This is a genomic window from Anoxybacillus suryakundensis, from assembly GCF_001418025.1.
Lineage (GTDB): Bacteria > Bacillota > Bacilli > Bacillales > Anoxybacillaceae > Anoxybacillus > Anoxybacillus tengchongensis.
Genome location: NZ_LIOK01000007.1, coordinates 25,885 through 49,605 on the forward strand (window position 1 = coordinate 25,885; position 23,721 = coordinate 49,605).

Genomic DNA, 23,721 nt, shown 5'->3' on the forward strand with positions numbered 1-23,721 from the left:
CCCTCCCCTAAAATTGAGCACATTCCTCGATTCAATTGTACGGAAAGGAGACGGAAAATGTTGTCGAATATTGTAGAAAGCGATAAAAAAATGAAGATTTTCTCCAAATTAAAAAAGGAGCCAAATAGAGCTCCCTTAGAGGGTGTAAACGTTATGTTCAAATAAGCGTGCAACAGCCACAAAAATTTACACGTTATCACTTCAACCGCTCAATCTCTTCTACAGGCAGCTCCGTCAGTTCGTGAATCGTCTGTACGTCGTAGCCTTTCTCAAGCATCTTTTTCGCGATTTGTCGTTTTTCTTGTTGCAGTCCTTGTTGTAACCCTCGTTCCACGCCTTCTTTCAAGCCTTTTTCTAGCGCTTTTTTCTCATATGAAATGATTAAATCCAACACTTGTTCTTTTTCTTTCGTTTCCATTTCATTCACCTCGTTTCGTAATTTTTGTTCTTCCTCATCCGACAGCTTCACATATGTTTCAAAAAAGCCGATTAATAATCGTTGCTTTGCTTCGTCTAATTCCATCCGTACGATCATGCGTAAAAACTGCTTTTTTAGTTCTACCCGTTCACTTTCAGTATACCCCATTTTGCTCAACAACGCAGCGGCGATTGGGTTATCGTGGCGAATGTAATCACGCCAGTTTTGCTTGCGTAACTCCACGGTTAAAAATCGAAATTGAAGGACATCGAAAAACGGGAATTGGAGCGTAAACGAGGAAGGTTCGTGGCGAAGATAGTCGTAGCTAAATACGGCAATTGGCAACATCCGCTTTCGGTATTTTTCAAACAAGCGGCTGAAGTAAATAAACATCCGCTCTGGAAACGATGGCTGCACATAACTTTGGTTTTCGATATGGACGATAATAAGGCTATCTTCTCCTTTCAACTTCGTTTCCACAAGCAAATCGACGCGATACTTCTCCCCTGCCGTCACATCAGTGAACAGTTCCTCTGACAAAAACGACACGTGCTGAAAGTCGATATGCTCATGCACATGCGGGAAAAAGAGAAGAAGAAACTCTTCAAAAAACGTCGTAATCAACTCTTTAAACAATCGATCATGGTCAATGGACATATATGCACCTCACTTTCTGTTTTGTTGCATATGTTCGACAGCAAAAATAACATTTCTGCTTTGAAAATGGAAAAGCAGAGAGAAAAACTATCACTCTCTGCTTCTACAAATCTTGACAATCCTTAGGGAATAACGGCATCGTACAATTACAAAGAAAGCCTTTCCTTAATTTTTGATACGATCAGTTCCTCCCGAGCTTTTAGAAAATCTCTGTAATTAGATGCTTCCCACAAAGTTTCATCGGCAGGTATTAAATGCCTGCGTAAATAAGCGTCTTTATCACTCACGTCATTCTTTATCCATTGAATTAAAGGTTTTCCGCTTTTCACAAATCTATTTGTCACGTTGTCAAGCAATTGATAATTTCCCACGCGATTGATCTCGTATTCATCATACCTGTAAGATCTCAAGATATTCACAGGGTGTATATGGTCTATATCATTCTCGCGAATATTCGGTAGTTCGTCATAAATCATATGGAACACAATTTCTTTGTCAAATTCGTTTAAATGGGCAGTATGAATTTCGTAAAAACGCAATGGATGATCCCTGTATATCTTAAACAACTCATCTGCAGGAAAATCTTTTAGTTTATGCTCTCTAACAACATTAGATATTTTTCGAACCCCTGTTTTATAAGGAATCCATCCACATCCCCTGCTAAATACGCCGTTTAATAAAGACTTGTACAACCACTCACGCATTTTTTTGAAATTACTATTATTTACCCATGGTGCTAGATAAAGTCAAATAAGCACCCTTTAATATACATAAATTGCAATAAAGAATTTACGATTTTTTCGTTTCAGTTTTCACCTAAATACAAACTAATATGATATAACATAGCGAGTGATCAACTGGGTGTAAAACAATAATTTCAACTTATATAGAGAAACCTCGAAAAAAATTCTGACGAATTCTACCACAAAATTTTTAAAAAAGACAGAAGTTTTATCAACTCCTGTCTAATCTATCCTATCGGCTCATTACACGGAGCATAAACTCATTCACATCTTTCTCCGGACCGATGAGTTCGACGTTTGTATGAATGGCTTGGAAGTGTTTGCGGGCAAAGTCGATTTTTGCTGCTTCTTCTGGGCGGAGTGCGCCTTCCCAGTCGGTTCCTTTTGTTTCGAGAACGAAGTATAGTTTTTCTTCGCCGTCTTTGTCGACTACAAGCGCCCAGTTGGTATTATGTCAAGAAAATAGACACGTAAAATCGAGAAAAATTTTAAAACCCTACTACCGCACTTCGTTTGGTGGCCTCTTGAGAAGGAGAACGGTTTGGTAAACCCTTCCCCTTCTCAAGAGGAAAGATGCCCCTTATATCGTGACTTTGTGGAGAGAAGAGTTCACTGCTTTTTGCCTTGCTGATGCATCTTCTCATACGCCATCGGAGACATGTACTCATTAGCGGAATGAATTCGCTCGGCATTATAAAAACACTCAATATATTCAAAAATCCGATGTTTGGCCTCTTCCCTTGTTGCAAAGGTCTCGTGAAAAATCAGTTCCTTTTTGATGATGCTGTGAAACGATTCCGCACATGCGTTATCATAACAGTTTCCTTTTCGACTCATGCTGGTTTGCATTCCGTGCTGTCGTAAGATGGCTTGATACTCGTTCGATGCATATTGGCTCCCTTGATCCGAATGGTGAATCAGACCTGGTTGAGGCTTTCTCTCGTTGATGGCTCGGTTTAATGCTTTGATCACTAACTCTTTTGTCATTCGCTCGAAAAGACACCAGCCAACGATTTTACGAGAAAACAAATCCATGACCGAAGCTAAATACAGCCAGCCTTCTTTCGTCCAAATATACGTGATATCCGCCACCCATACTTGATTCGGCTCATTCACTTCAAACTGCTGATTCAATAAGTTGGGATACACCGGCCAATGATGCTTCCTTATATTTTTTCTTTGTTTTTGAACGAATGTTCCCATCTTTCATGATTCTGGCGACCGTTTTTTGAGATACCTCGACTCCTTGTTTCTGAAGGATTTTTGTGATTTTTGGACTGCCATATGTTTCTCTTGAATCGATATGAATCTTTTTGATTTACTTTTTCAGCGCTTCCTGTCTTTTCTTTTGTTGGCTCTTCGGCCGTTTGATCCAAGCATAGTATCCACTTCTTGAAACGCCTAAGACTTCACACATCTTCGCCACGCGAAACTCCTTTCTATGCGTATGAATGAATGTATAAATTACTTCTGGTTTTTGGCGAAATATCAAGTTGTCTTGCGGTTTGAGCGACCGCTTTTCCTTCCTCGACCACTAATCTTACTGCATGTATTTTGAATTCTTTATCAAAACGTCTTGTCATTATAGACACTCCTCATCATTGATCGATTTACTATACATTTCTCTATTCGTTGTGTCTATAATCTAGACTAACATCACACCTAATACTCTTCTTTTTCTTCGGCCACAATCGACAGAGATTGTGTAACTTCACTTTCTTTGTACGAACGTTCAAGCTGTCTAAAACGCATTCTTAAATAACGCTCAAGTTCTTTGTTCGTACAATAGACGAAACAACCTTTTTGTCCTCTCGTTAATAATGTGCGATACGTATTTCGAATGATTTCATCCGCTTGTTTCAACGCTTCTTCAGGATTTTCCATTATCATTTTCTTTAGCCCTTTTAAAGATTGATCGGTTTTCGCACGTTTCGTGTAATCTGTTTGCACTTTGCCGTCTTTGTAAATTAAGTCATTACCAATAATAACACCAACGTAATCAAATTCTAGCCCTTGACATGTATGAATGCAACCCGCTTGTTTCACAGAATGTTCATCGATTGCCCATGTTTCTGAGTTCCCTAAATTCCAACTCATACAAAAATCATATTCCGAAATTACAATATCATGGACATTTGGATTGTTTTTCCCTTCTTTTATCCAATCCCAACAGTATCCAGCGACAATTCGGGATTTGTTGTTGATTGCGTTTAACTTTTCAATCTCAGAACGTAGTTCATTCGGATCTGAGTATACACGGAAATCGTATTGGAGATCAAAATAGTTAGCATTCGCCGTTTCACGAATTTGTAATACATCATCAATCCATGCCAAATATCCATCTGATCCGTTGCATCGAAATTGGGATTGCAATGCTGTCTTTGTGATGATTGCTCCATAATCAGCAGCAAACCTCTCAATCATTTGTACACTACCGATATCTTTTAATGTCACTCTCTGGCGCTCATCAATAAAGAAAATTGCTAATTTAGCTGCGTGTATAATTTCTTTCATTTGATTTTCGCCAAGATTTTGGAACATTCCCGACTTTTCATTTAATCGATGAGCTTCATCTACAATTAGTACATCTAGTTCATTCAACGAAGCGTTTATATAGCTTCCTGAACTAGTAAACAAATTATCGATATGGCTTTTGCGAAAGTCTTGTTTTAATTTTCTTGCGTATACTTTTCTTGGGGCCGAATTTTTCGTGACATATTGACATACGAGGTGACGGTTTGTTAATTCAACAAGCAAATTGATGGCAAGTACAGACTTTCCTGTTCCAGGTCCTCCCTCAACAATTAAAATATGTTTTTTATTTTTTCTTACCGTCTCACTAGCGAGCTGAAGAGCGGTTTCATATACAACCTTTTGATCATCAATCATGATGAACTCTCGATTACCTTTTAACATCTTGTTAAGCGAATCCTGTAGCGACTTAGATGGTCGGATTCGTCCTTTTTCGATCTTATAAATATTTTCCTTATTGTCGCCATATTTAACATATCGTTTAATAAACGAGCGTAACTTAGCTGCATCTCCTTTTAAAAATACAGGAGCTTGTTCAATATAATATTGATACACAGGATCTACTAACGGGTCATACTCGTTTTTTAACCTGTAATTATGTAAGTAAGCGCAGGGATACAGCTGAATTTTTTCATTTTGAACGTTCTCGTTATAATCTTGAATTAATAGTGCATATGACCATGCTTGATATGAAGGATGTGTCGTTTCAACCATACTTTTGTTCATGGCCGTCTTTACAATGGCTTCTTTTCCTTCTACTTTTTCTACGTGATCCCATTGTTTCAACTCAACAATGACGACTGAACCATTTTGTTGATTATCTAGTCCAGAAATAAGAAAATCTACTCGTTTTGACGTATGTGGAATTTTAAACTCGATCGCTACGCCTGCATTGCTTGGAATTTCGCTATCGTTTAATACTCGATACATATATTGCATCGAATTGTCCCAAGCCCGAACCTCTTTTTCATTTACATGTCCAATTTTCTTATAGAAATTTTGACAAATACTTTGTACTAATCGATCTTCAAATACATCGTGCAAAAACTCCTCTTTTGTCGCTTCATAAACGATCATTGATCCCTTCTCCCCCGTCTTCTGTTTTGTTATCCTAACTCATTATATTTCTTTTTGGATCCAAATGATTTTTCGATTGGATACCTTTTCTCGTTTTTCTTTATTTTATCAAAAATGATTCGTTCTAGGTCAACCCCAAGTGCATCAGAAAGTAAAAAAGCATAAATTACTACATCTGCTAGTTCATCTTTTATATTTTCTAACCTGCTCTCAATGGCCTCTTCGCTACTTTTCCACTGAAAATTTTCTAACAGTTCTCCTGCTTCTATGCTTAATGATATGGCTAAATCTTTTGGATTATGGAATTGTTTCCAATTACGTACATCGCGAAATTCAATGATTAGCTGTTGTAACTGTTTCAAAACAAACACTCCTTCTGACAATTTATAGTTAAACAATATAATGTCTTTCTCGGACCAATGTTGCTAAATTCCCCACTATCTTCCTAATATGTATGATCCCCCCTACTCCACGTTAGCGACCGATACCGCCAGTATAACAGAGCCGCCCTCACGTAGTTATCGATCGCAATAGATAGCCATACGCCAATAAGCCCTAACCCGAAATAAATGCCTAAAATGTACACTCCGATGGTTCGAATCGCCCATATGCCAAAGGCTGTGACGTACATTGGAAATTTAGCATCTTTATTTGCTTGTAAAACAGACGTTAGCATCGTAACGATTGCTGTTGCTGGCTGAGCGATTGTATCAATGCCTAGAACGGCAACGATTAGCGAAATAACCGTTTCGTTATGTGTAAACACGCGTGCTGTCAATGGTGATGTTAAAAATAGAAGGAAAGTTACGCCCGTCATCATCACCGAAGTACAAACTATAGAAATCAAGCTATACGCCTTTGCTTCATTGTATTGACCTGCTCCAAGACTTTTGCCAACAAGTGTTGTTGTTGCTGTTGCTAAACCTGTTCCGACAATGGATGAAAATAAAGTGAAATTTCCTGTTAACGTATGCGTTGCATGAACTTTTGTCCCCATGCGTACGATCATGCCAAAATAAATGATTTGTCCGAATCGCATAAATAATCGTTCCATAGAAGAAGGAATGCTTAACCGAACGAATTGTAGCATAACACTTTTTTGAAACGTCCACATATCCGTTGAAAAGACGAGCAATTGTTTCTTTTTTAGATGAATAAATAGTAAAATGACACCAAATATACGTGCGAAAACAGTAGCGATTCCAGCCCCTATGATGCCGAGCCCTTCAAAACATACGCAAAAGATGAAAATATAATCAAGGATAATATGTATTCCATTCATCCACAAGCCGATGCGCATAGGCGTTTTTGTGTCGCCAGTCCCTCTAATGATCGCGCCTAATGTGAACATCATAGATATGAAAATAGATGGCGTTGCGACGATTTGAAAATAAACGATTCCTGTTTGTAATACATGTTCGTTCGCTCCCATTAATCTAAACATATGTTCAGCGAAAAAGAATGAAAGGATCCCAAATGCTATTCCGATGACGATCGTTAATATGATGGAGTGAGAAATCACTTTTTTGACTTTTTGGCTATCATTAGCTCCTGTATATGTGGCAACGAGTACTGTTGCAGCAGTGCCGGTCGCTAAAAAGACAGCAAAGTAAATTTGCAAGATCGCATTTGCCATTCCTACGGAAGCTACTTCCACTAAGCCGAGCTTGGAAATAAATAAAGAATCGACAAATCCGACAATGCTTTGAAGCAAACTTTCCATCATCGCAGGAATAGCTAATGAAATAAGCGGAAGCCAATACGTTCTTGTTCTCTGTATAATATTCAAACGGATGCACCTCTCTCTGACCATATGTTCATTTTAATCACTATTGCAAAGTCATTCAATTTCTCCTTCGTCACCATTATTCCACATTTATCCCATACAAAAAGCACCAGGCTTCCCTGGTGCTCCGTTGCTAGCAACATGTTTGGTTGTCGTCTTTCTCTTCACAACACGCTTCTTCCTCTTCGCAACAATCCCCTTTTCTCTCGTCGTCTTTGACCTCCATAATTTGCACATCACAACAACCTTTTTCTTTTTGTGTAAATAATTTTTTGAACATAGAAATCTCCTCCATTTATATGATGTAAAACAAAAATCCGGATAACGTAGCCATTGAGATGACTGAAGCGATGAACGCCCAAACGAGTTTCTTTTGAAAAATGCTATGCAGTAGCGTAATTTCTGGTAAGCTTGCGCCAGCCGAGCTAATCATAAGCGCCATGACCGGGCCGAGCGCCATTCCTTTTGCCACAAGCATTTGCGAAATCGGAATCATGGTCGATAGTCGGATATAAAGCGGAATGCCAATGATCGCTGCAACTGGCACTAACCACCACGTATCACCTCCCATATAGGTTGCAATCCATTCCGTTGGCACAACGCCGTGAATGAATGCGCCAATGCCAGCCCCGATGAATAAGTATGGATAAACGGTCTTCATCAAATGAAGTGTCTCATGCCACGCTTCTTGCATCGTCCGTTTTGTGCCGATGGCGACGTTTCCTTTCACGATGACGCGCTTGACCGCCTTTTCAAAACCGAGTACCTCGAGTGTAAAGCCGATCAAAATCGAAAGTACAGTCGTCAATACCGTATATGCAGCTGCCACTTTCACACCGAGTAAGGCAGTCATTATCGTTAAAATCGTCGGATCAAGTACAGGGGAGGCAAATAAAAAGATCATGACCAAACCAAATCGGACGTTTTTGTTCAACAATGAAACGACAACCGGGATGGTTGAGCACGAACAAAATGGGGTCACAAAGGCAAATAGTACTGCAATGATTGCTCCGACGAACGGATGGTGTTCTACCAATAGCTGTTGCATGCGCTCGTACGGAATGTACCCTTCGATAAAGTTAATCACAAACGAAATGATCAAAAAAAGCGCCGTCAGCTCCAACACTAAAAATGCGAACGACTGTATCGTTTCCAAATAAGCCCTCTCCTTTTATTTGTGATATGCAAGTATTTGTTCAAGCAATAGGCAAGATTTCTCTTGCCTTAAAACAACGGTTTGCAACAGACGGTTGATTTCGCCATACATTCATTCAGTAAGCGAATGGAGCGAAGGACAGTTTCTCGTTCAAATTCAGTCATATGCGAAAATACTTCGGCTAAATATTCGTTCACTTCTGCGTCAATTTTCGCTGTGACGTATTTTCCTTCCGGTGTTAACGATAAAATATAGACGCGGCGATCTTGAGGGTAAGGTGTTTTTTTCACTAAGTTCATTTTCACAAGTGTTTGAATTTGACGGCTAAACGTTGTAATATCGATCGCTAACGCCTCAGCGACTTGTTGCATCGATGGTTCGTTCATGCGGTCGATTTCGTATAAAATATGACTTTGCACAAGCGATAGCTCAACACCACCAACCGTGCAGCAATTGCGGTCTAACAACCCGAGACGTTTTGTCATCGTGTGGAATAGTTCACGAACATTTTCCATTTCCTCACCTCTTACTTTTATTATACGTTATTATTTGCATTTTGCAACTAAAAAACCAAAAAAATATTTTTTCCTCATTCATGACAACCCAATCCATACGTACATAAAGAAAAAACAAAAATCGCTGTGAATACCGTACCTAACACCGTTTCGTTATGGATATCACGACCTTGGTGCAATTTTTTCAACAACAATGCCAAATTCATCCCCCTTTTCCCTCATTATAACAAATAGATGCACGATCGCACAAAAAAGACAGAAGCCAGTCGACTTCTGTCTCGGACGCTTATGCGATTTGAAGTGGCATGTTTTCTTTTAGGCCAAGCGTTTGGGCAGCGAGCGTTTGGACATCGCGTAAAAGCGTTTCGTTTTTCATAAGCGATACACCATACGATGGAATCATTTCTTTAATTTTTGCTTCCCATTGTTTCATTTCGTTCGGAAAACATTTTTCAATGACTTCAAGCATGACGTGAACAGCCGTTGACGCCCCTGGCGATGCACCAAGTAACGCAGCAACCGAGCCGTCGTGTGCGGCAACAACTTCCGTACCGAATTGAAGCGTACCTTTGCCACCTGCTTCTGTATCTTTAATGACTTGTACACGCTGACCGGCAATAATGACATCCCAATCTTCGCTTTTCGCATGCGGGATAAATTCACGCAATTCTTCCATGCGTTGTTCTTTCGACAGCATCACTTGTTCAATTAAATATTTTGTTAGTGCCATGTTTTTCGCTCCTGCCGCAAGCATCGTTAGCACATTATGCGGCCTGACAGACGTAATTAAATCAAACAGCGATCCGTTCTTTAAAAACTTCGGTGAAAATCCAGCGAACGGTCCGAACAATAACATTTTTTTCCCGTCAATAAAACGTGTATCTAAATGAGGAACAGACATCGGCGGAGCGCCAACTTTCGCTTTGCCGTACACTTTCGCATGATGTTGGTCGATAATGTCTTGATTATTGCACACCATAAATAGCCCGCTTACTGGGAAGCCACCGATTCCTTTTCCTTCAGGAATTCCTGACTTTTGTAATAAATGCAAACTTCCTCCACCCGCGCCGATAAAGACGAACTTCGCTGTGTGAACGTCAACTTCCCCAGTCGCTAAATTGCGCACTTTTACTTCCCATAAGTTGTCACTTGTTCGTTTCATATCTTCAACATGATGTTTATAATACAAATTCACATGCTTATGTTCTAAATGCTCAAATAACATGCGTGTTAAAGCGCCGAAATTCACGTCCGTTCCCGCTTCAATTCTTGTCGCTGCAATCGATTCGGTGACGATACGGTCTTCCATCATCAGCGGAATCCACTCTCTTAGTTTTTGCGGATCATCAGAAAACTCCATGCCTTTAAATAAAGGATGAACCACCATTTGTTCAAAACGCTTCTTCAAAAATGTAACGTTTTCTTTCCCTTGTACGAAACTCATATGTGGGATTGGCATAATAAATTGTTTCGGATCACGGATGCGCTTATTTTGAACGAGATAAGACCAAAATTGCAATGACTCTTGAAACTGCTCATTAATTTTAATCGCTTTGCTTATATCAATTGATCCATCCGCTTTTTCAACTGTGTAGTTTAGTTCACAAAGTGCGGCATGGCCTGTTCCGGCATTGTTCCATTCGTTCGAGCTTTCATCTGCTGGTTGACCAAGCCTTTCAAACACAGCAATTTCCCACTCTGGTGCTAACTCTTTCAACAACGTCCCTAATGTCGCACTCATAATCCCCGCGCCAATTAAAATGACATCTGTTTTCATTTTAGACCCCCTAAATGTTCATCCGTCCATTTGACCGAAAATTTCTCCACATTTATTATAACACATTTCAATTATAGTATGTCACTATTATTCTTCATTTTACAAACGTGTTTATGTGATTAAATCATCTAAAAAAGAAACAATATTCTTTTTTTAATGATTTTACAAAATGATTTGATATTTTGCTAGCTTTATTTATAAAAAACGAACAAGGTTGCCCTTGTTCGTTTTTTTACTCAGCTTGCACTTCTTGCGTCCGAATAAATTGATCATAAAACGCAGCGAGTGATGTGTAGACATATGGAACGAGCCATAAAAATCCGATACCGAATGTTATAATCGCGAGAAGTCCCCATCCCATGAAGCTTAAGTATAATAAAAATAGTTTTCCTTTATACCCTCTCATTCGCTTTTTACTTTCGCTAATCGCTTGAAGCGCACCGTATTCTGGATGATCTTTTAATAAAAAGAATGCTTGTGAATAAGATAACGTTTTAATTATTCCCGGGATAATCAGCAATAAGCTCCATAAAAATACAAAAATACCGAATAAAATGGACGTAACGATGAGTTTCCATGATAACTTTCCATTTTGATATACCGTAAACATCGGAGAGATCCGAACAGGTTCATAGCGATATGCATCTAAAAACACCCAATACAAAACAACACTAAACGGAATGAGCGCAAACGAAATGAGCAAACTGACGATCGAAGCAGATGTTGGTACGTTTTCTTGTTCAACCCATACGTCCCATCCCCCGCTTAATACAACCTCAACTACCATAGGGAAAACGATGGTTACGAACGCATAAACAAGCATAAGAAGCACGGCACTGCCCCATTTTCCTTTCAACGCTTCCCTTGCTTGACGCCTTAATGATGATAATGTCATAAGATGAAGCCCCCCTTTGCATAATAATGCTTACACATATATTGTATGGTATTCCTGGTCATTGTAGCATATATTTATCTCTTTTATACAAAAAACGAAATACATTCCTCATATTCCTCGTATATAATGGACGTATCAAACAGATTGGGGGAAAGCAAATGAAAAGCATTAAACCAGGTCGTGGACCATCCATGCAAGGATTTATCGGCAGTATCGCCACCATTTTATTCGGTATGTTTTGGACGTTTATGACTTTTTCTATTACGAAAGATTCTCCCATTCCAGGGTCACAAATCTTTCCTTTTTTCGGCTTCGTTATAATTGGTATCGGTATTTTTCAAGCTGTGTATCATTACAAAAACGCTACAGGAAAAGATCGAATGTCCATCGTCGATATCGTTGACGAAAATGAAGAAAAAGATCCGCTAAACGCTCGCTTGCGTCGTAACGAAGGAGAAAAGTTTTGTCCGTATTGTGGAACAATGGTACAAACAAGCTTTCAATTTTGTCCATCTTGTGGGAAATCATTATAAAAAGTTCGGCGAGTGCCGAACTTTTTTACTAATTTTTCTTTTTTATGGCCAAACGTGTTAGCCATATGGCTCCGAAAACGAATAATCCAATTATTCCAAGCATGACGAGTTGAAAAATAATGTCCCCCATGTACATGAAATCAACTCCTTTTCTTTCCATTATACATTATTTTTCATATACGAGCCATGTCGGCTGATTAATTTTTGCTGACAAATTTACAATCTTTGTTTTTACGCGACTTGCTTCTTTTCCCTGAAGCGGAATCGGTTGATAGTTGTTTCGTGTCGTCATAGACGAGATGCGAAACGGAATGATGCGAATCGTTGTTTTTGGTTGTTTTATGCCGCTTGCGAAATAAAACGTTTGTTGATAAACGAACGTATCTTTATCGCTCGGATTTTTGTTGCCCCCAAACATAAAGTTTCCTAAGCTATAAACAATCATTTTTCCTTTATATTGTTCAATTCCTTGGATAACATGCGGATGATGACCAACGACAAGATCTGCTCCACTATCGATCGCAAACCTTCCTAACGATTTTTGTGTGCCGTTTGGTACATAGCTTCGTTCTTCACCCCAATGAAAATGAACGAGAATGACTTGTGCTCCTTGCTTTTGTAGTGAACGTATGTCGTTTGCGATTTGCTTTCGTATCGCTTTTGTATCGCTCCATCCTTTATAACCGAGTGTGCCAATTTTCACTCCTTTTACTGTTTTTACAAGTGGTATCCCGTTTCCAAAATAACCGATATTTGCTCGTTTTAACGTTGCGATCGTATCTGTATATCCCTTTTGTCCATAGTCGAACGTATGATTATTGGCAAGATTCACCCCTTCAATGCTCGCATTCGTTAAAATATTGACATACGATGGATCACCTCGAAAGCGAAACTTCTTCTCGGCTTTTTGCGTGGCTGTTGTTAACGTTGTTTCCAAATTAACTGTTGTAAAATCATCTTGTTTAAAAATGGACCCAATGTATTTAGTAAAAAAAGAAAGACCGTTTTTTTTCGCTTCATGATCAAACGAATATGTATAACCATAGTTTTCATCGCGACCAAGCGTCACATCGCCAGCAACACTTAATGTGATGCTCGTTTCCTCTTCCGCCCAAACAGGATGGGCGAATAAAAACAAACAAATACATAAATACATACATATGCTTCTCATCTTTCTCCACTCCCCTTTTGTGTATATCATTCTTTTTCTACACATGGGTTAGAAATCCTTTTTTTATTTTATTTGTTGATTATTTAGAACATAGTTTTATAAAAATATATAAAAAAGGATCGTAGATGTTGTTGCGATTGCTATGCCGATGAGCGTTTCGTATGGAAGCAATGTGAGCCTTTCTTTCGTTGACATATGTACACTGGCTGCAGTGATATGAAAAAAGCTACCGTGCGGTAAATGATCGAGCACTGTTGCGCCCGCATGTACCATGGCCGCTCCGGCAAGTGATGAAACACCAGCTTCAATTAACGCTTCCCCAAACACGCGGCTCGCGATGGCTGTGCCTGCTGTTGTTGATGCGGTAACACCTGATAATAGCGCACCAGCAATCGGGGCAATCACATATGGGGAAAAACCAAACGACTCAAGCGTATGCATCAACGTTCGATGTAACGGTGAATTTGCAATCACACCTGCTAACGTTCCGGTGCCAACAAGCATAAAAACAACGCCGCTCATTTTTTCCATACCCACACGTAAAAAGACGTTTAGCTCACTCATTTTATTCATAGCCATTACACCAATTAACGCGCCGGCCGGTAAAGCGATAAACGGATCAATTGACACCCCTAAAATCGGACGAGACAATAAAAGAACGATCGCCACACTAGGAGCGACGATCGCCTTTTGCCACGGCGGTGTTTCTTTTTCAACTGTTTCAATGTCTGTCATATGTTTGGCATCGATTCGCCACCGTTTTGAGAGCTGATACGTAACAAAAAGACCAACGACAGCTGGCACGATACCTGCCATCATGAGTGAAGATAGTGGGACATAAAATGCTTCTGCTGCGGCAATTGTGTTCGGATTAGGAGAAATGATATTTCCTGCTTTTCCCCCGCCAATTAATGCGAGCAATATCGCAAAACGTGACATGTGAAGTCGATGTGCTAGCGCAAGTGCAACAGGTGCAATCGTCATAATAGCGACATCAACAAATACCCCACATGCTGTTAGTACCATCGCCGCAAAACATAGCGAAAATAACGCATATTTTTCCCCACATGTTCGCACAAGTTTTTCCGCAATAGCCGCAGCTGCCCCAGACTGCATCAATACACCAGCAAGCACACCCGCAGCTAAAACACGCAAAACAGACGGAGTCATTTCTTTCGCCCCGTCCATCATGAGGTGAACCGCTTCATCGACGGAAGCTCCACCGAATAAAGCACCAATAAACGCCCCACACATCATTCCGTACCCTACTGGAACGTTTCGTAAAATAAGAACAACGGCTAACAAAAAAGCGACGATTGCTCCAAATATGCTCACTTTATCCATTCCTTTCTATATTATTCATTTCAAATATATATCCCCATTGTATGAGTATTGTCGAAAGTCATGCAAGCATAAGAAAAAGGTGCCCAGTTTGGACACCTTTTTCTTATGATGAAATGGTACGTTTAAACGTATCAAATTGCTCTGTAACATGTTTCTCTGGTGTAGCTGTCAATACGCTGACGATAACAATAGCGATGAGGCTTGCGATAAAGCCTGGAACCATCTCATACATGACGCTAGCGTATGAAGAGTTTGCCCAAACGATGACTGTCGTTGCACCTGCAATCATCCCTGCAAGCGCTCCCCATTTTGTCATACGACGCCAATATAAGCTTAATATAATGACTGGACCGAACGAGGCACCAAATCCAGCCCAAGCATAGCCAACAAGATTTAAAATCGTATTGTTTTGCTCATATGCTAGTATCAAGGCAACAATAGCAACAAGCAACACCGATAAACGACCGACAAATACAAGCTCTTTATCGGATGCTGAGCGACGGAATAAAATTTTATATAAATCTTCCGTTAGCGAGCTTGATGTCACAAGTAATTGCGATGAAATTGTGCTCATGATTGCCGCTAAAATGGCTGCAAGTAAAAACCCTGTAATAAGTGGGTGGAATAAAATTTCACCAAGCTTAATAAATACCGTTTCTGGATCTTCTAACGTCATACCTGCTTGTTTAAAGTAAGCGATTCCAAAAAGACCTGTTAACATCGCGCCGACAGACGAAAAGATCATCCATCCCATCCCGATACGACGTGCTTGTTTCATCTCTTTCACCGATGAAATCGCCATAAAGCGAACGATAATGTGTGGTTGTCCGAAATAACCAAGTCCCCACGCAAATAAGGAAATGATACCGATGACGCTTGTCCCTTTAAACAAATCGAGCAAATTCGGATCGATGTCGCGAATCGTTGTTGTTGTCTCTGTTAATCCTCCTGTATGCATGAGCGTCACAACCGGGACGAGAATAAGTGCAATAAACATGATGAGACCTTGTACAAAATCTGTCCAACTAACTGCTAAAAATCCCCCAAATAACGTGTATGCCACGACCACGCCTGCGACAATCCATAGTCCTGTGTGATAATCTGTACCGAACGAGTTTTTAAACATGACCCCGCCAGAGACGAGACCAGAAGAAACGTAAAACGTAAAGAAAATCATAATGACAAATCCAGAAACGAGGCGAAGTAGCTTCGATGTATCACCAAAACGATTTTCTAAAAAGGATGGAATCGTAATCGAATCGTTCGCTACTTCTGTATATACCCGTAAACGAGGAGCGACGTATAACCAGTTCGCATATGCGCCAAGGGCTAATCCGATGACAATCCATGAAGCGCTTAACCCTTGCGCATACATCGCGCCAGGCAAACCGAGCAACAACCAACCGCTCATATCGGACGCCCCCGCGCTTAACGCTGTCACCGCTGGTCCGAGCGTTCGTCCACCTAACATATAGTCAGACAAGTTAGACGTTCGTTTATACGCCCAATATCCGATAAGCAACATCCCAATTAAATACGTCACAACTGATGCAATAACCAAAGTAATCTCCCCTTCCCTTGTTGTCGATAAAACCCCTTTGTAGCTATCATTATACTAAAATATGTTCACAATTTGTACAAAAAATTATTTTCCAAAAAAGCCTTTTAATGCGAACGCAACGTTTTGTGGACGTTCTGCTAGCCGACGCATAAAATAACCGAACCAATCATTTCCGAACGGAACGTATACACGCATCGTATATCCTTCTTTTGCTAACTGTTGTTGCATATCTGTCCGAAAACCATACAACATTTGAAACTCAAATTGATCACGCGAAATATTATTTTCTTCTGCAAATTTTTTTACTTTTTCGATAATATGATGGTCGTGTGTAGCAATTGCTGTATAACTTCCGCTTAATAAATGAAGTCGAATAATATTCATATAGTTTTCATCAATTTGTTGTTTATCTTGAAACGCCACTTCTGGCGGCTCTTTATACGCCCCTTTCACTAAACGAAGCGATACCCCTTTCAAATCTTTTACATCTTGTTCAGCGCGATATAAATAGGCTTGAATGACCGTTCCGACGTTGTCGTACGTGCGGCGAAGTTCATGTAATAAATCGAGCGTCGCTTGGCAATGTCCTGAATCTTCCATATCGATACGCACAAAATTGTTGTACTGTTTTGCCGTTTCAACAATTTGACGCATATTATTTAAACAAAAATCAAAATCAATATCGAGCCCAAGTTGTGTCAACTTGACAGATAGATTGCTATGGACGCCTGCGCGATAAATCGCTTCTAACGTGCGAATATTATATTGTGTCGCTTCAAGGGCTTCTTCGCGACTTGAAACAAACTCTCCTAAATGATCAAGTGTACAAACGAGCCCTTTTTCGTTCAGTTCACGCACCTTTTTGATAGCGCTTTCAATCGTCTCTCCTGCAACGACTTGGGAAGCTCCGAAACGGAGCCCCCATTTTTTTGCAGCTTGATTTAGCACTTTACTTTGCGAAGCATATAGAAAGATATTTTTTGATAGTTGTGCGAGCATGTTGTTCACCTCTTTTAAATGTTAAAACATTTCGCTAACCGTTTTTGCTTGCATGTGTAACAATAAATAGTCTGGGCCGCCTGCTTTTGAGTCTGTTCCTGACATATTAAAACCGCCAAACGGATGATAACCGACAATCGCTCCCGTGCAACCGCGATTAAAGTATAAATTTCCAACATGAAACTGTTCACGTGCTTTTTCTAAATGACCTCGATTGTTTGAAATGACTGCACCAGTTAATCCATAATCTGTGTTGTTGGCTACTTCGAGCGCTTCATCAAACGTTTTTACTTTCGTAAAGGCAACAACTGGTCCGAAAATTTCTTCTTGCATAATGCGTGCAGTAGGGGAGACGTCGGCAAAAATTGTCGGTTCGATAAAAAATCCTTGTGAATCGTCTCCTTTCCCACCTGTCATGAGCTTTCCTTCTTGTTTTCCAACTTCGATGTAGCCCATAATTTTATCGTACGATACTTTATCAATGACCGGACCCATAAATGTGCTTTGCTCTTTTGGATTGCCAACTTTTAATTGTTTTGTTAGCTCGACAACACGCGCAAGCACTTCGTCGTATACATCTTCAAGCACGATCGCTCGCGAGCATGCGGAGCATTTTTGTCCTGAAAAACCGAATGCAGAAGCGACAATGGACTGCGCTGCTAATTCAAGGTCAGCATCCTTATCAACGATAATCGCATCTTTTCCGCCCATTTCGGCAATGACACGCTTCAACCATTTTTGACCAGGTTGAACGATCGCTGCCCGCTCGTAAATGCGGCAACCAACGGCGCGCGATCCCGTAAACGAAATAAAGCGCGTTTGCGGATGTTCAACGATATATTCTCCTACTTCTGCTTCCCCACCCGGCAAATAATTTAATACCCCTTCTGGCAGACCGGCTTCTTCCATAAGCTCAACAAATTTTGCAGCGACAATTGGCGCACGATCAGATGGTCGTAAAATAACTGTGTTTCCTGTCACAATGGCAGCCACTGTCGTTCCAGCCATAATCGCAAGCGGGAAGTTAAATGGCGAAATAATTAAACCGACGCCAAGCGGTACATAAAAAAAGCGGTTTGTTTCTCCCGGTCGGCTCAATACGGGCACACCTTCTGAAAGAGAAATCATTTGCCGAGCATAATACTCTAAAAAGTCAATGGCTTCTGCGGTATCGGCATCTGCTTCTTTCCACGGCTTACCGACTTCCTTCACTAGCCATGCTGAAAATTCATGTTTTCTTCTTCTTAATATAGCTGCGGCACGAAGTAACACATCGGCACGCGCCTGTGGTGACACGCGCTTCCACGTTTCAAACGCAGAAAGTGCAGCAGACATCGCTTCATCAGCAAGCGCTTTCGTCGCTTTCGACACAACGCCAACAACTTGTTGTTTATTCGCTGGATTCGTCGACACCACTTTTTCTTCGGTGACGACCCGTCTCCCACCGATGATAAGCGGATATTCTTGTCCAAGTTGTGTTTCAACATAAGCAAGCGCTTCACGAAACGCTTCTGCTTCATGTTCAAGCGTAAAGTTTGTAAATGGTTCATGTTTGTATGGTACTGTCACATGCATCGATCCTTTCACGAATTTGTCACATATTCTACGATTCATTATAATTTATACTTTCTGAAAATTGTTTGTCGTTTACATATAATCATTTCTACTTATTTTTGTTGTTCATCCACAACATCTTCCTTATATTTGTATAAAAGGAGATCAATATACAACATCATTCGTTGCTCAAAATCATGAAGCGGTAGATTCGTAATTGCCTGCATGCGTTTTAGTCGATAATGCAACGTGTTGGGATGAATGTATAAACTTTCGGCTGTTTGCTTTATATTGCAGTCATGTTGAATGTATGCACGAAGCGTGTTCAAAAAGTCCGTCCCATGTTGTTCATCGTGCTTTTTTAGTTTTGTTAATGCTTCGTTTTTATAGCGACGTTGCTTATATTGTTCGTATATGAATGGAATGATGCGATAAATCCCTAAATCACAGTAAGCATGTGGTACATACTCATCCATATGTCTTTTTAAATGAATAACTTCCATCGCTTCTTTGTAGCTATCACGCAACCGTTGCAAACCGTTATACTCATTGCCGATTCCAACAATAACGTCACGATCCATCTCACACCGAAAGTCTTGTTGTAATTTTGTAATTATCATTTTTACCACATCAATCGGTCGTTGTGTTGGCGTCCCCCCCACAATCAGTAAAAATGGATGATGATGTTCGATAAAAAAAGTCGGGGCATGTGTTGTTCTTGTTATAAACGTCACGTATTGACGAATGTCATCTTTCTTTTCATTCTTCTGAACATATAGAGCGGAAACAGCAAATGACGAAGGGAGCGTCACACCAAGTAGCTGGGCTTCCATTTGAACATCACGCTCACTTATGTCACGATATTGAATAAAACGGAGAAAAAGGTCGTTGATTTCTTCTTGACGTTTATAACGTTTTCCTATTTGTTCATGTAACATATGTGCCACTTCTTTTGCTACGTCTTCGATTCGTTTTCGCTGTTCCTCTGTCAAATCGTAAAACGACGCCTGCACCCAAAGATAGCCATACACTTTCCCTCCGTGTTTTAAACAAACGACCGCGCGAGCACCAAGATCAATATCTGGAAGTGGAGGGATGCTAACAACTCCGTCTGCCTGTTCAATTTTTTTCATCCATCCATGCTCGTGTAAATATTGAAAGACGTGGGCAGACGCTCTTTTACTTAAAATCGTGCGCATGCGTACTTCGTCCGTTTGATCATGATGGCCGCTATATGCAAGCAATTCAAAATCACGTGATTCAATCGTTACCGGACGCTGCAATTCAAAAAATAATTGATCAACTAATTTATGCAATGAAATCCCCTCCTTGCTTTTATTATGCGCGATCAAAGACGTGAAAAAAAGACTTCGGGACAGCCCGAAGTCTTTTGCCATTAACGTTTTCCTTTTACATAAGGCGTACCGAGCGCTTTTGGCGCATCTGCTCGTCCGATAAAGCCAGTTAGCGCTAAAATCGTTAAGGCATACGGTAAAATGAGCAAATAAACAGTCGGTACGTTTTTCAAAAACGGAATCGCTTGCCCAACGATACTTAAACTTTGTGCAAATCCAAAGAAAAGGGCCGCTCCCATCGCACCAAGCGGATGCCATTTTCCGAAAATCATCGCAGCAAGCGCCATAAATCCTTGACCAGAAATTGTCGCATGGCTAAAATCGCGTGAAATGATTGTTGCATAAATGGAACCGCCAATTCCAGCGAGTGCACCACTTAACATCACCGCGATGTAACGCATTTTTGCTACGTTAATTCCCATTGTATCCGCCGCCATCGGATGTTCTCCAACCGCACGAAGACGAAGCCCAAACGGCGTTTTGTAAATGACGTACCATACAACAAACGCGAGTACAATCGCTAAATAAGATGGCAAATATCCGTTTGAGAATAAAATCGGACCGATGACTGGAATTTTGCTTAAAATCGGAATATCGATTTTATCGAACCCAACTTGCACTTGGTCTGTTTGGCCTTTCCCGTACCACATTTTTACAAGAAACAATGATAATCCTAACGCTAAAAAGTTGATAGCTACCCCACTAACGACTTGATCAGCGCGAAGCGAGATGGCTGCTACCGCATGCATAAGCGAGAAAATAGACGCAACAACCATCGCCACAAGCATAGCAAGCCATGGTGTTAATTGTCCGAATTGATCGGCAAACGTTAAATTAAACACTACACCAGTAAACGCGCCGATGACCATTAACCCTTCTAATCCGATATTTACAACACCGGAGCGTTCACTAAATACGCCACCAAGCGCCGTAAAAATGAGTGGTGCCGCAAAAAAAATCGCGGAAGGAATAATAATTTCAAGGATGTTCAACATTTATTTTCCCTCCTTTTTGAAGCGCGTAAGCACAAGACGAATTAAGTAGCTTGAAGCCACGAAGAAAATAATTAACGCAATGACAATATCAACAAGTTCTGTCGGCACATCGGCTGCTGATGGCATTTCAAGCGCTCCGACTTTTAAAGCCCCAAAGAGAACGGCTGCTAAAATAATTCCAAATGCATGATTTCCGCCAAGAAGAGCGACCGCGATTCCATCAAATCCGACTCCGGTAAACCCAGCTTTGACAGAGACGTTTTCAAACGTTCCTAATCCTTCCATCGCCCCAGCGATACCTGCGAATGCCCCTGAAATAACCATCGCTAATATAATATTACGATTGACGTTCATACCCGCATAATGCGATGCGTGTTGGTTAAAACCGACGGCACGAAGTTCATACCCTGTCGTTGTTTTCTCAAGCAAAAACCACATGACGACAGCCGCAATTAACGAAATAATAATGCCGTAATGAAGCGTAGAGTAATCTGTCAATGATTGTAAAAACTCTGAACGTAACGATGCTGACGGATGGATTTTTTCTGATTTAAATCCTTGATCGGATAAAACAGAACGAATGACCGCATTCGATACGTATAGCGCAATATAGTTCATCATAATTGTGACGATAACTTCATGAACACGGAAACGTGCTTTTAAAAAACCTGGAATGAATCCCCAAAGCGCCCCAGCTGCTCCAGCTGCAATGATTGCGAGCGGCAAATGAATGACTTTTGGTAGTTCAAACGCCACACCTACCCAGACAGCAGCTAGCCAACCAACAATAAGCTGTCCTTCTACACCGATATTAAATAACCCTGTGCGAAAAGCGAACGCAACAGCTAAACCTGCTAAAATATACGGCGTGACTTGACGAATCGTTTCTCCAATGTAATATCGATCACCAAAAGCCCCGTACAATAAAGCAGAATACCCGGCAATTGGATCATATCCACTAATGATCATGACAATTGCACCAGCGATAATTCCAAGAATAACCGCAAAAACAGGGACGAGAATATTCGTTAAACGATTTTCACTCATGATGATACACCTGCTTCCTTCCGTTTGCTTCCTGCCATCAATAAGCCAAGCTCTTGTTCTGTCGTTTCTTTCGGATCGACAATGGCAACAATTTTTCCTTCATAAATGACAGCAATGCGATCGCTGACATTCATAATTTCATCTAATTCAAACGAAACGAGCAACACCGCTTTTCCTTTATCCCGTTGTTCGATAAGACGTTTGTGAATGAACTCAATCGCCCCAACGTCGAGCCCGCGTGTCGGTTGCGCTGCAATGAGTAGATCCGGATCGCGATCTACTTCGCGCCCGATAATCGCTTTTTGTTGGTTTCCTCCTGATAAAGCTCGCGCCTTTGTATATTCATCAGGCGTACGAACGTCGAACTCTTGAATAAGCTGACGCGCTTTATCGTAAATGGCTTTAAAGTTCAAAATACCGCGTTTTGAATATGGTTCCTTATAGTATGTTTGGAGTACCATATTTTCTCCAATCGGGAAGTCGAGCACGAGACCATGTTTATGACGGTCTTGTGGAATGTGTCCTACACCTGTTTCTGTAATTTGACGCGGTGTTAAATTGCGAATTTCTTTACCATTTAAACGAATGGAGCCTGACTCTGATTTGATTAAACCTGTGATTGCTTCAATAAGCTCCGTTTGTCCGTTTCCGTCTACTCCTGCAATGCCGACAATTTCCCCTGCATGTACCGTTAAATTTAAATGATCAACAGCGGTAATCCCACGTGAATCTTTCACGACTAAATTTTCAATTTCAAGGACAGGCTTTCCGACTTTCGGCGGTTGTTTTTCTGTTTTGAAATGTACTTCACGTCCAACCATTAATGAAGCAAGTTCGTTCGGATTTGTTTCCGATACATTTAATGTACCAATGCCTTTTCCGCGACGAATAACGGTGACCCGATCACACACTTCCATAATTTCTTTTAATTTGTGCGTAATTAAAATAATGGACTTTCCTTCACGTACAAGCGCTTTCATAATTTGGATAAGCTCTTGAATTTCTTGTGGTGTTAACACAGCTGTCGGCTCGTCAAAAATTAAAATATCTGCTCCACGATATAACGTTTTTAAAATTTCTACACGTTGTTGCATGCCGACAGAAATGTCCGCAATTTTCGCCTTCGGATCAACCGCTAAACCGTATCGTTCAGAAAGCTCGCGCACTTCTTTTTCTGCCTTTTCAATGTCAATTTGTCCACCTTTTGTCGGCTCACTTCCTAAAATAATGTTTTCTGTTACCGTAAACGTATCAACAAGCATAAAATGTTGGTGTACCATCCCAATCCCTAAGTCGTTGGCAACATTCGGGTTTGCGATATTTACTTTTTTCCCTTTAACACGAATTTCCCCGCCATCCGGTTGATATAAACCGAATAACACGTTCATTAATGTTGATTTTCCTGCACCGTTTTCACCTAATAGCGCATGAATTTCTCCTTTTTTCAGTTGCAACGTAATGTTATCATTCGCCACAAAATTCCCAAAAACTTTGCGGATGTTCAGCATCTCAATTACGTATTCCAAACGTGATCCACTCCTTATATGAGCATGGTTTACATCACTAAATGAAAAGCTGCAACATGTTGCAACTTTTCATTTAGTGG

The 23,721-nt window shown here is 40.5% G+C and carries 21 protein-coding genes and 2 pseudogenes; 1 reads left to right on the forward strand and 22 read right to left on the reverse strand.

Annotated elements, in window-relative coordinates:
• Positions 1-196 precede the first annotated feature (196 nt).
• The 13 genes and pseudogenes from ASC42_RS06570 to ASC42_RS06620 form a co-directional block, all read right to left on the reverse strand.
• Positions 197-1,075 carry an Rpn family recombination-promoting nuclease/putative transposase gene (locus tag ASC42_RS06570; protein WP_055441083.1) on the reverse strand — a complete coding sequence of 293 codons (879 nt, stop codon included), beginning with the start codon at positions 1,073-1,075 and terminating at the stop codon, positions 197-199.
• A gap of 146 nt (positions 1,076-1,221) precedes the next feature.
• Positions 1,222-1,779, reverse strand: coding sequence for a hypothetical protein (locus ASC42_RS06575; protein ID WP_141653501.1), 558 nt, complete (start codon positions 1,777-1,779; stop codon positions 1,222-1,224).
• A gap of 271 nt (positions 1,780-2,050) precedes the next feature.
• Positions 2,051-2,272, reverse strand: a pseudogene (locus ASC42_RS14230) (restriction endonuclease); the annotation flags it as partial.
• A 155-nt stretch (positions 2,273-2,427) separates the two neighbouring features.
• Positions 2,428-3,401, reverse strand: a pseudogene (locus ASC42_RS06580) (IS3 family transposase).
• A gap of 79 nt (positions 3,402-3,480) precedes the next feature.
• On the reverse strand, positions 3,481-5,427 hold the full coding sequence (locus ASC42_RS06590) for a DUF2075 domain-containing protein (RefSeq protein WP_055441085.1): 1,947 nt from the start codon (positions 5,425-5,427) through the stop codon (positions 3,481-3,483).
• A 29-nt stretch (positions 5,428-5,456) separates the two neighbouring features.
• Positions 5,457-5,789 carry a nucleotide pyrophosphohydrolase gene (locus ASC42_RS06595; RefSeq protein ID WP_055441086.1) on the reverse strand — a complete coding sequence of 111 codons (333 nt, stop codon included), beginning with the start codon at positions 5,787-5,789 and terminating at the stop codon, positions 5,457-5,459.
• A gap of 83 nt (positions 5,790-5,872) precedes the next feature.
• The gene (locus tag ASC42_RS06600) at positions 5,873-7,216 is read right to left on the reverse strand and encodes an MATE family efflux transporter (protein WP_245191152.1); all 1,344 of its coding nucleotides are present in this window, start codon (positions 7,214-7,216) and stop codon (positions 5,873-5,875) included.
• Between the two features lie 130 nt (positions 7,217-7,346).
• Positions 7,347-7,493: a hypothetical protein gene (locus ASC42_RS14035; RefSeq protein WP_167338097.1), complete on the reverse strand. Its 147-nt coding sequence runs from the start codon at positions 7,491-7,493 to the stop codon at positions 7,347-7,349.
• A 15-nt stretch (positions 7,494-7,508) separates the two neighbouring features.
• Positions 7,509-8,369, reverse strand: coding sequence for a permease (locus tag ASC42_RS06605; RefSeq protein ID WP_055441088.1), 861 nt, complete (start codon positions 8,367-8,369; stop codon positions 7,509-7,511).
• A gap of 68 nt (positions 8,370-8,437) precedes the next feature.
• Positions 8,438-8,884, reverse strand: coding sequence for a MarR family winged helix-turn-helix transcriptional regulator (locus ASC42_RS06610; RefSeq protein ID WP_055441089.1), 447 nt, complete (start codon positions 8,882-8,884; stop codon positions 8,438-8,440).
• Between the two features lie 74 nt (positions 8,885-8,958).
• Positions 8,959-9,084, reverse strand: a complete 126-nt coding sequence (locus ASC42_RS14340) for a hypothetical protein (protein ID WP_280790524.1) — start codon at positions 9,082-9,084, stop codon at positions 8,959-8,961.
• Positions 9,085-9,170: 86 nt separating this feature from the next.
• Positions 9,171-10,661: a malate:quinone oxidoreductase gene (locus ASC42_RS06615; RefSeq protein WP_055441090.1), complete on the reverse strand. Its 1,491-nt coding sequence runs from the start codon at positions 10,659-10,661 to the stop codon at positions 9,171-9,173.
• Between the two features lie 232 nt (positions 10,662-10,893).
• On the reverse strand, positions 10,894-11,556 hold the full coding sequence (locus tag ASC42_RS06620; RefSeq protein ID WP_055441091.1) for a DUF975 family protein: 663 nt from the start codon (positions 11,554-11,556) through the stop codon (positions 10,894-10,896).
• A gap of 158 nt (positions 11,557-11,714) precedes the next feature.
• Here ASC42_RS06620 and ASC42_RS06625 point away from each other — a divergent pair, with 158 nt between their 5' ends.
• Positions 11,715-12,089, forward strand: coding sequence for a zinc ribbon domain-containing protein (locus ASC42_RS06625; RefSeq protein ID WP_055441092.1), 375 nt, complete (start codon positions 11,715-11,717; stop codon positions 12,087-12,089).
• Between the two features lie 166 nt (positions 12,090-12,255).
• Here the strand turns inward: ASC42_RS06625 and ASC42_RS06630 are convergent, their stop codons facing one another.
• From ASC42_RS06630 to ASC42_RS06670, 9 genes are all read right to left on the reverse strand, one after another.
• Positions 12,256-13,245 carry a CapA family protein gene (locus ASC42_RS06630; protein ID WP_425339071.1) on the reverse strand — a complete coding sequence of 330 codons (990 nt, stop codon included), beginning with the start codon at positions 13,243-13,245 and terminating at the stop codon, positions 12,256-12,258.
• Positions 13,246-13,356: 111 nt separating this feature from the next.
• On the reverse strand, positions 13,357-14,604 hold the full coding sequence (locus tag ASC42_RS06635; RefSeq protein ID WP_055441094.1) for a GntP family permease: 1,248 nt from the start codon (positions 14,602-14,604) through the stop codon (positions 13,357-13,359).
• Between the two features lie 103 nt (positions 14,605-14,707).
• Positions 14,708-16,165: a sodium/proline symporter PutP gene (putP, locus tag ASC42_RS06640; protein ID WP_055441095.1), complete on the reverse strand. Its 1,458-nt coding sequence runs from the start codon at positions 16,163-16,165 to the stop codon at positions 14,708-14,710.
• Between the two features lie 84 nt (positions 16,166-16,249).
• Positions 16,250-17,164, reverse strand: a complete 915-nt coding sequence (locus ASC42_RS06645) for a proline dehydrogenase family protein (RefSeq protein ID WP_032099661.1) — start codon at positions 17,162-17,164, stop codon at positions 16,250-16,252.
• A gap of 21 nt (positions 17,165-17,185) precedes the next feature.
• Positions 17,186-18,733 (reverse strand): L-glutamate gamma-semialdehyde dehydrogenase, encoded by a 1,548-nt coding sequence (pruA, locus tag ASC42_RS06650; protein WP_141653502.1) that lies wholly within the window; start codon positions 18,731-18,733, stop codon positions 17,186-17,188.
• A gap of 98 nt (positions 18,734-18,831) precedes the next feature.
• Positions 18,832-20,034 (reverse strand): PucR family transcriptional regulator, encoded by a 1,203-nt coding sequence (locus ASC42_RS06655; protein ID WP_055441097.1) that lies wholly within the window; start codon positions 20,032-20,034, stop codon positions 18,832-18,834.
• 80 nt (positions 20,035-20,114) lie between these two features.
• The gene (locus ASC42_RS06660) at positions 20,115-21,068 is read right to left on the reverse strand and encodes an ABC transporter permease (RefSeq protein WP_055441098.1); all 954 of its coding nucleotides are present in this window, start codon (positions 21,066-21,068) and stop codon (positions 20,115-20,117) included.
• Entirely contained in the window at positions 21,069-22,115 is a 1,047-nt protein-coding gene (locus ASC42_RS06665) for an ABC transporter permease (protein WP_055441099.1), read from the reverse strand.
• Positions 22,112-23,641, reverse strand: a complete 1,530-nt coding sequence (locus tag ASC42_RS06670; RefSeq protein WP_055441100.1) for an ABC transporter ATP-binding protein — start codon at positions 23,639-23,641, stop codon at positions 22,112-22,114. The genes ASC42_RS06665 and ASC42_RS06670 overlap by 4 nt, the downstream gene beginning before the upstream one ends.
• Between the last annotated feature and the right edge of the window lie 80 nt (positions 23,642-23,721).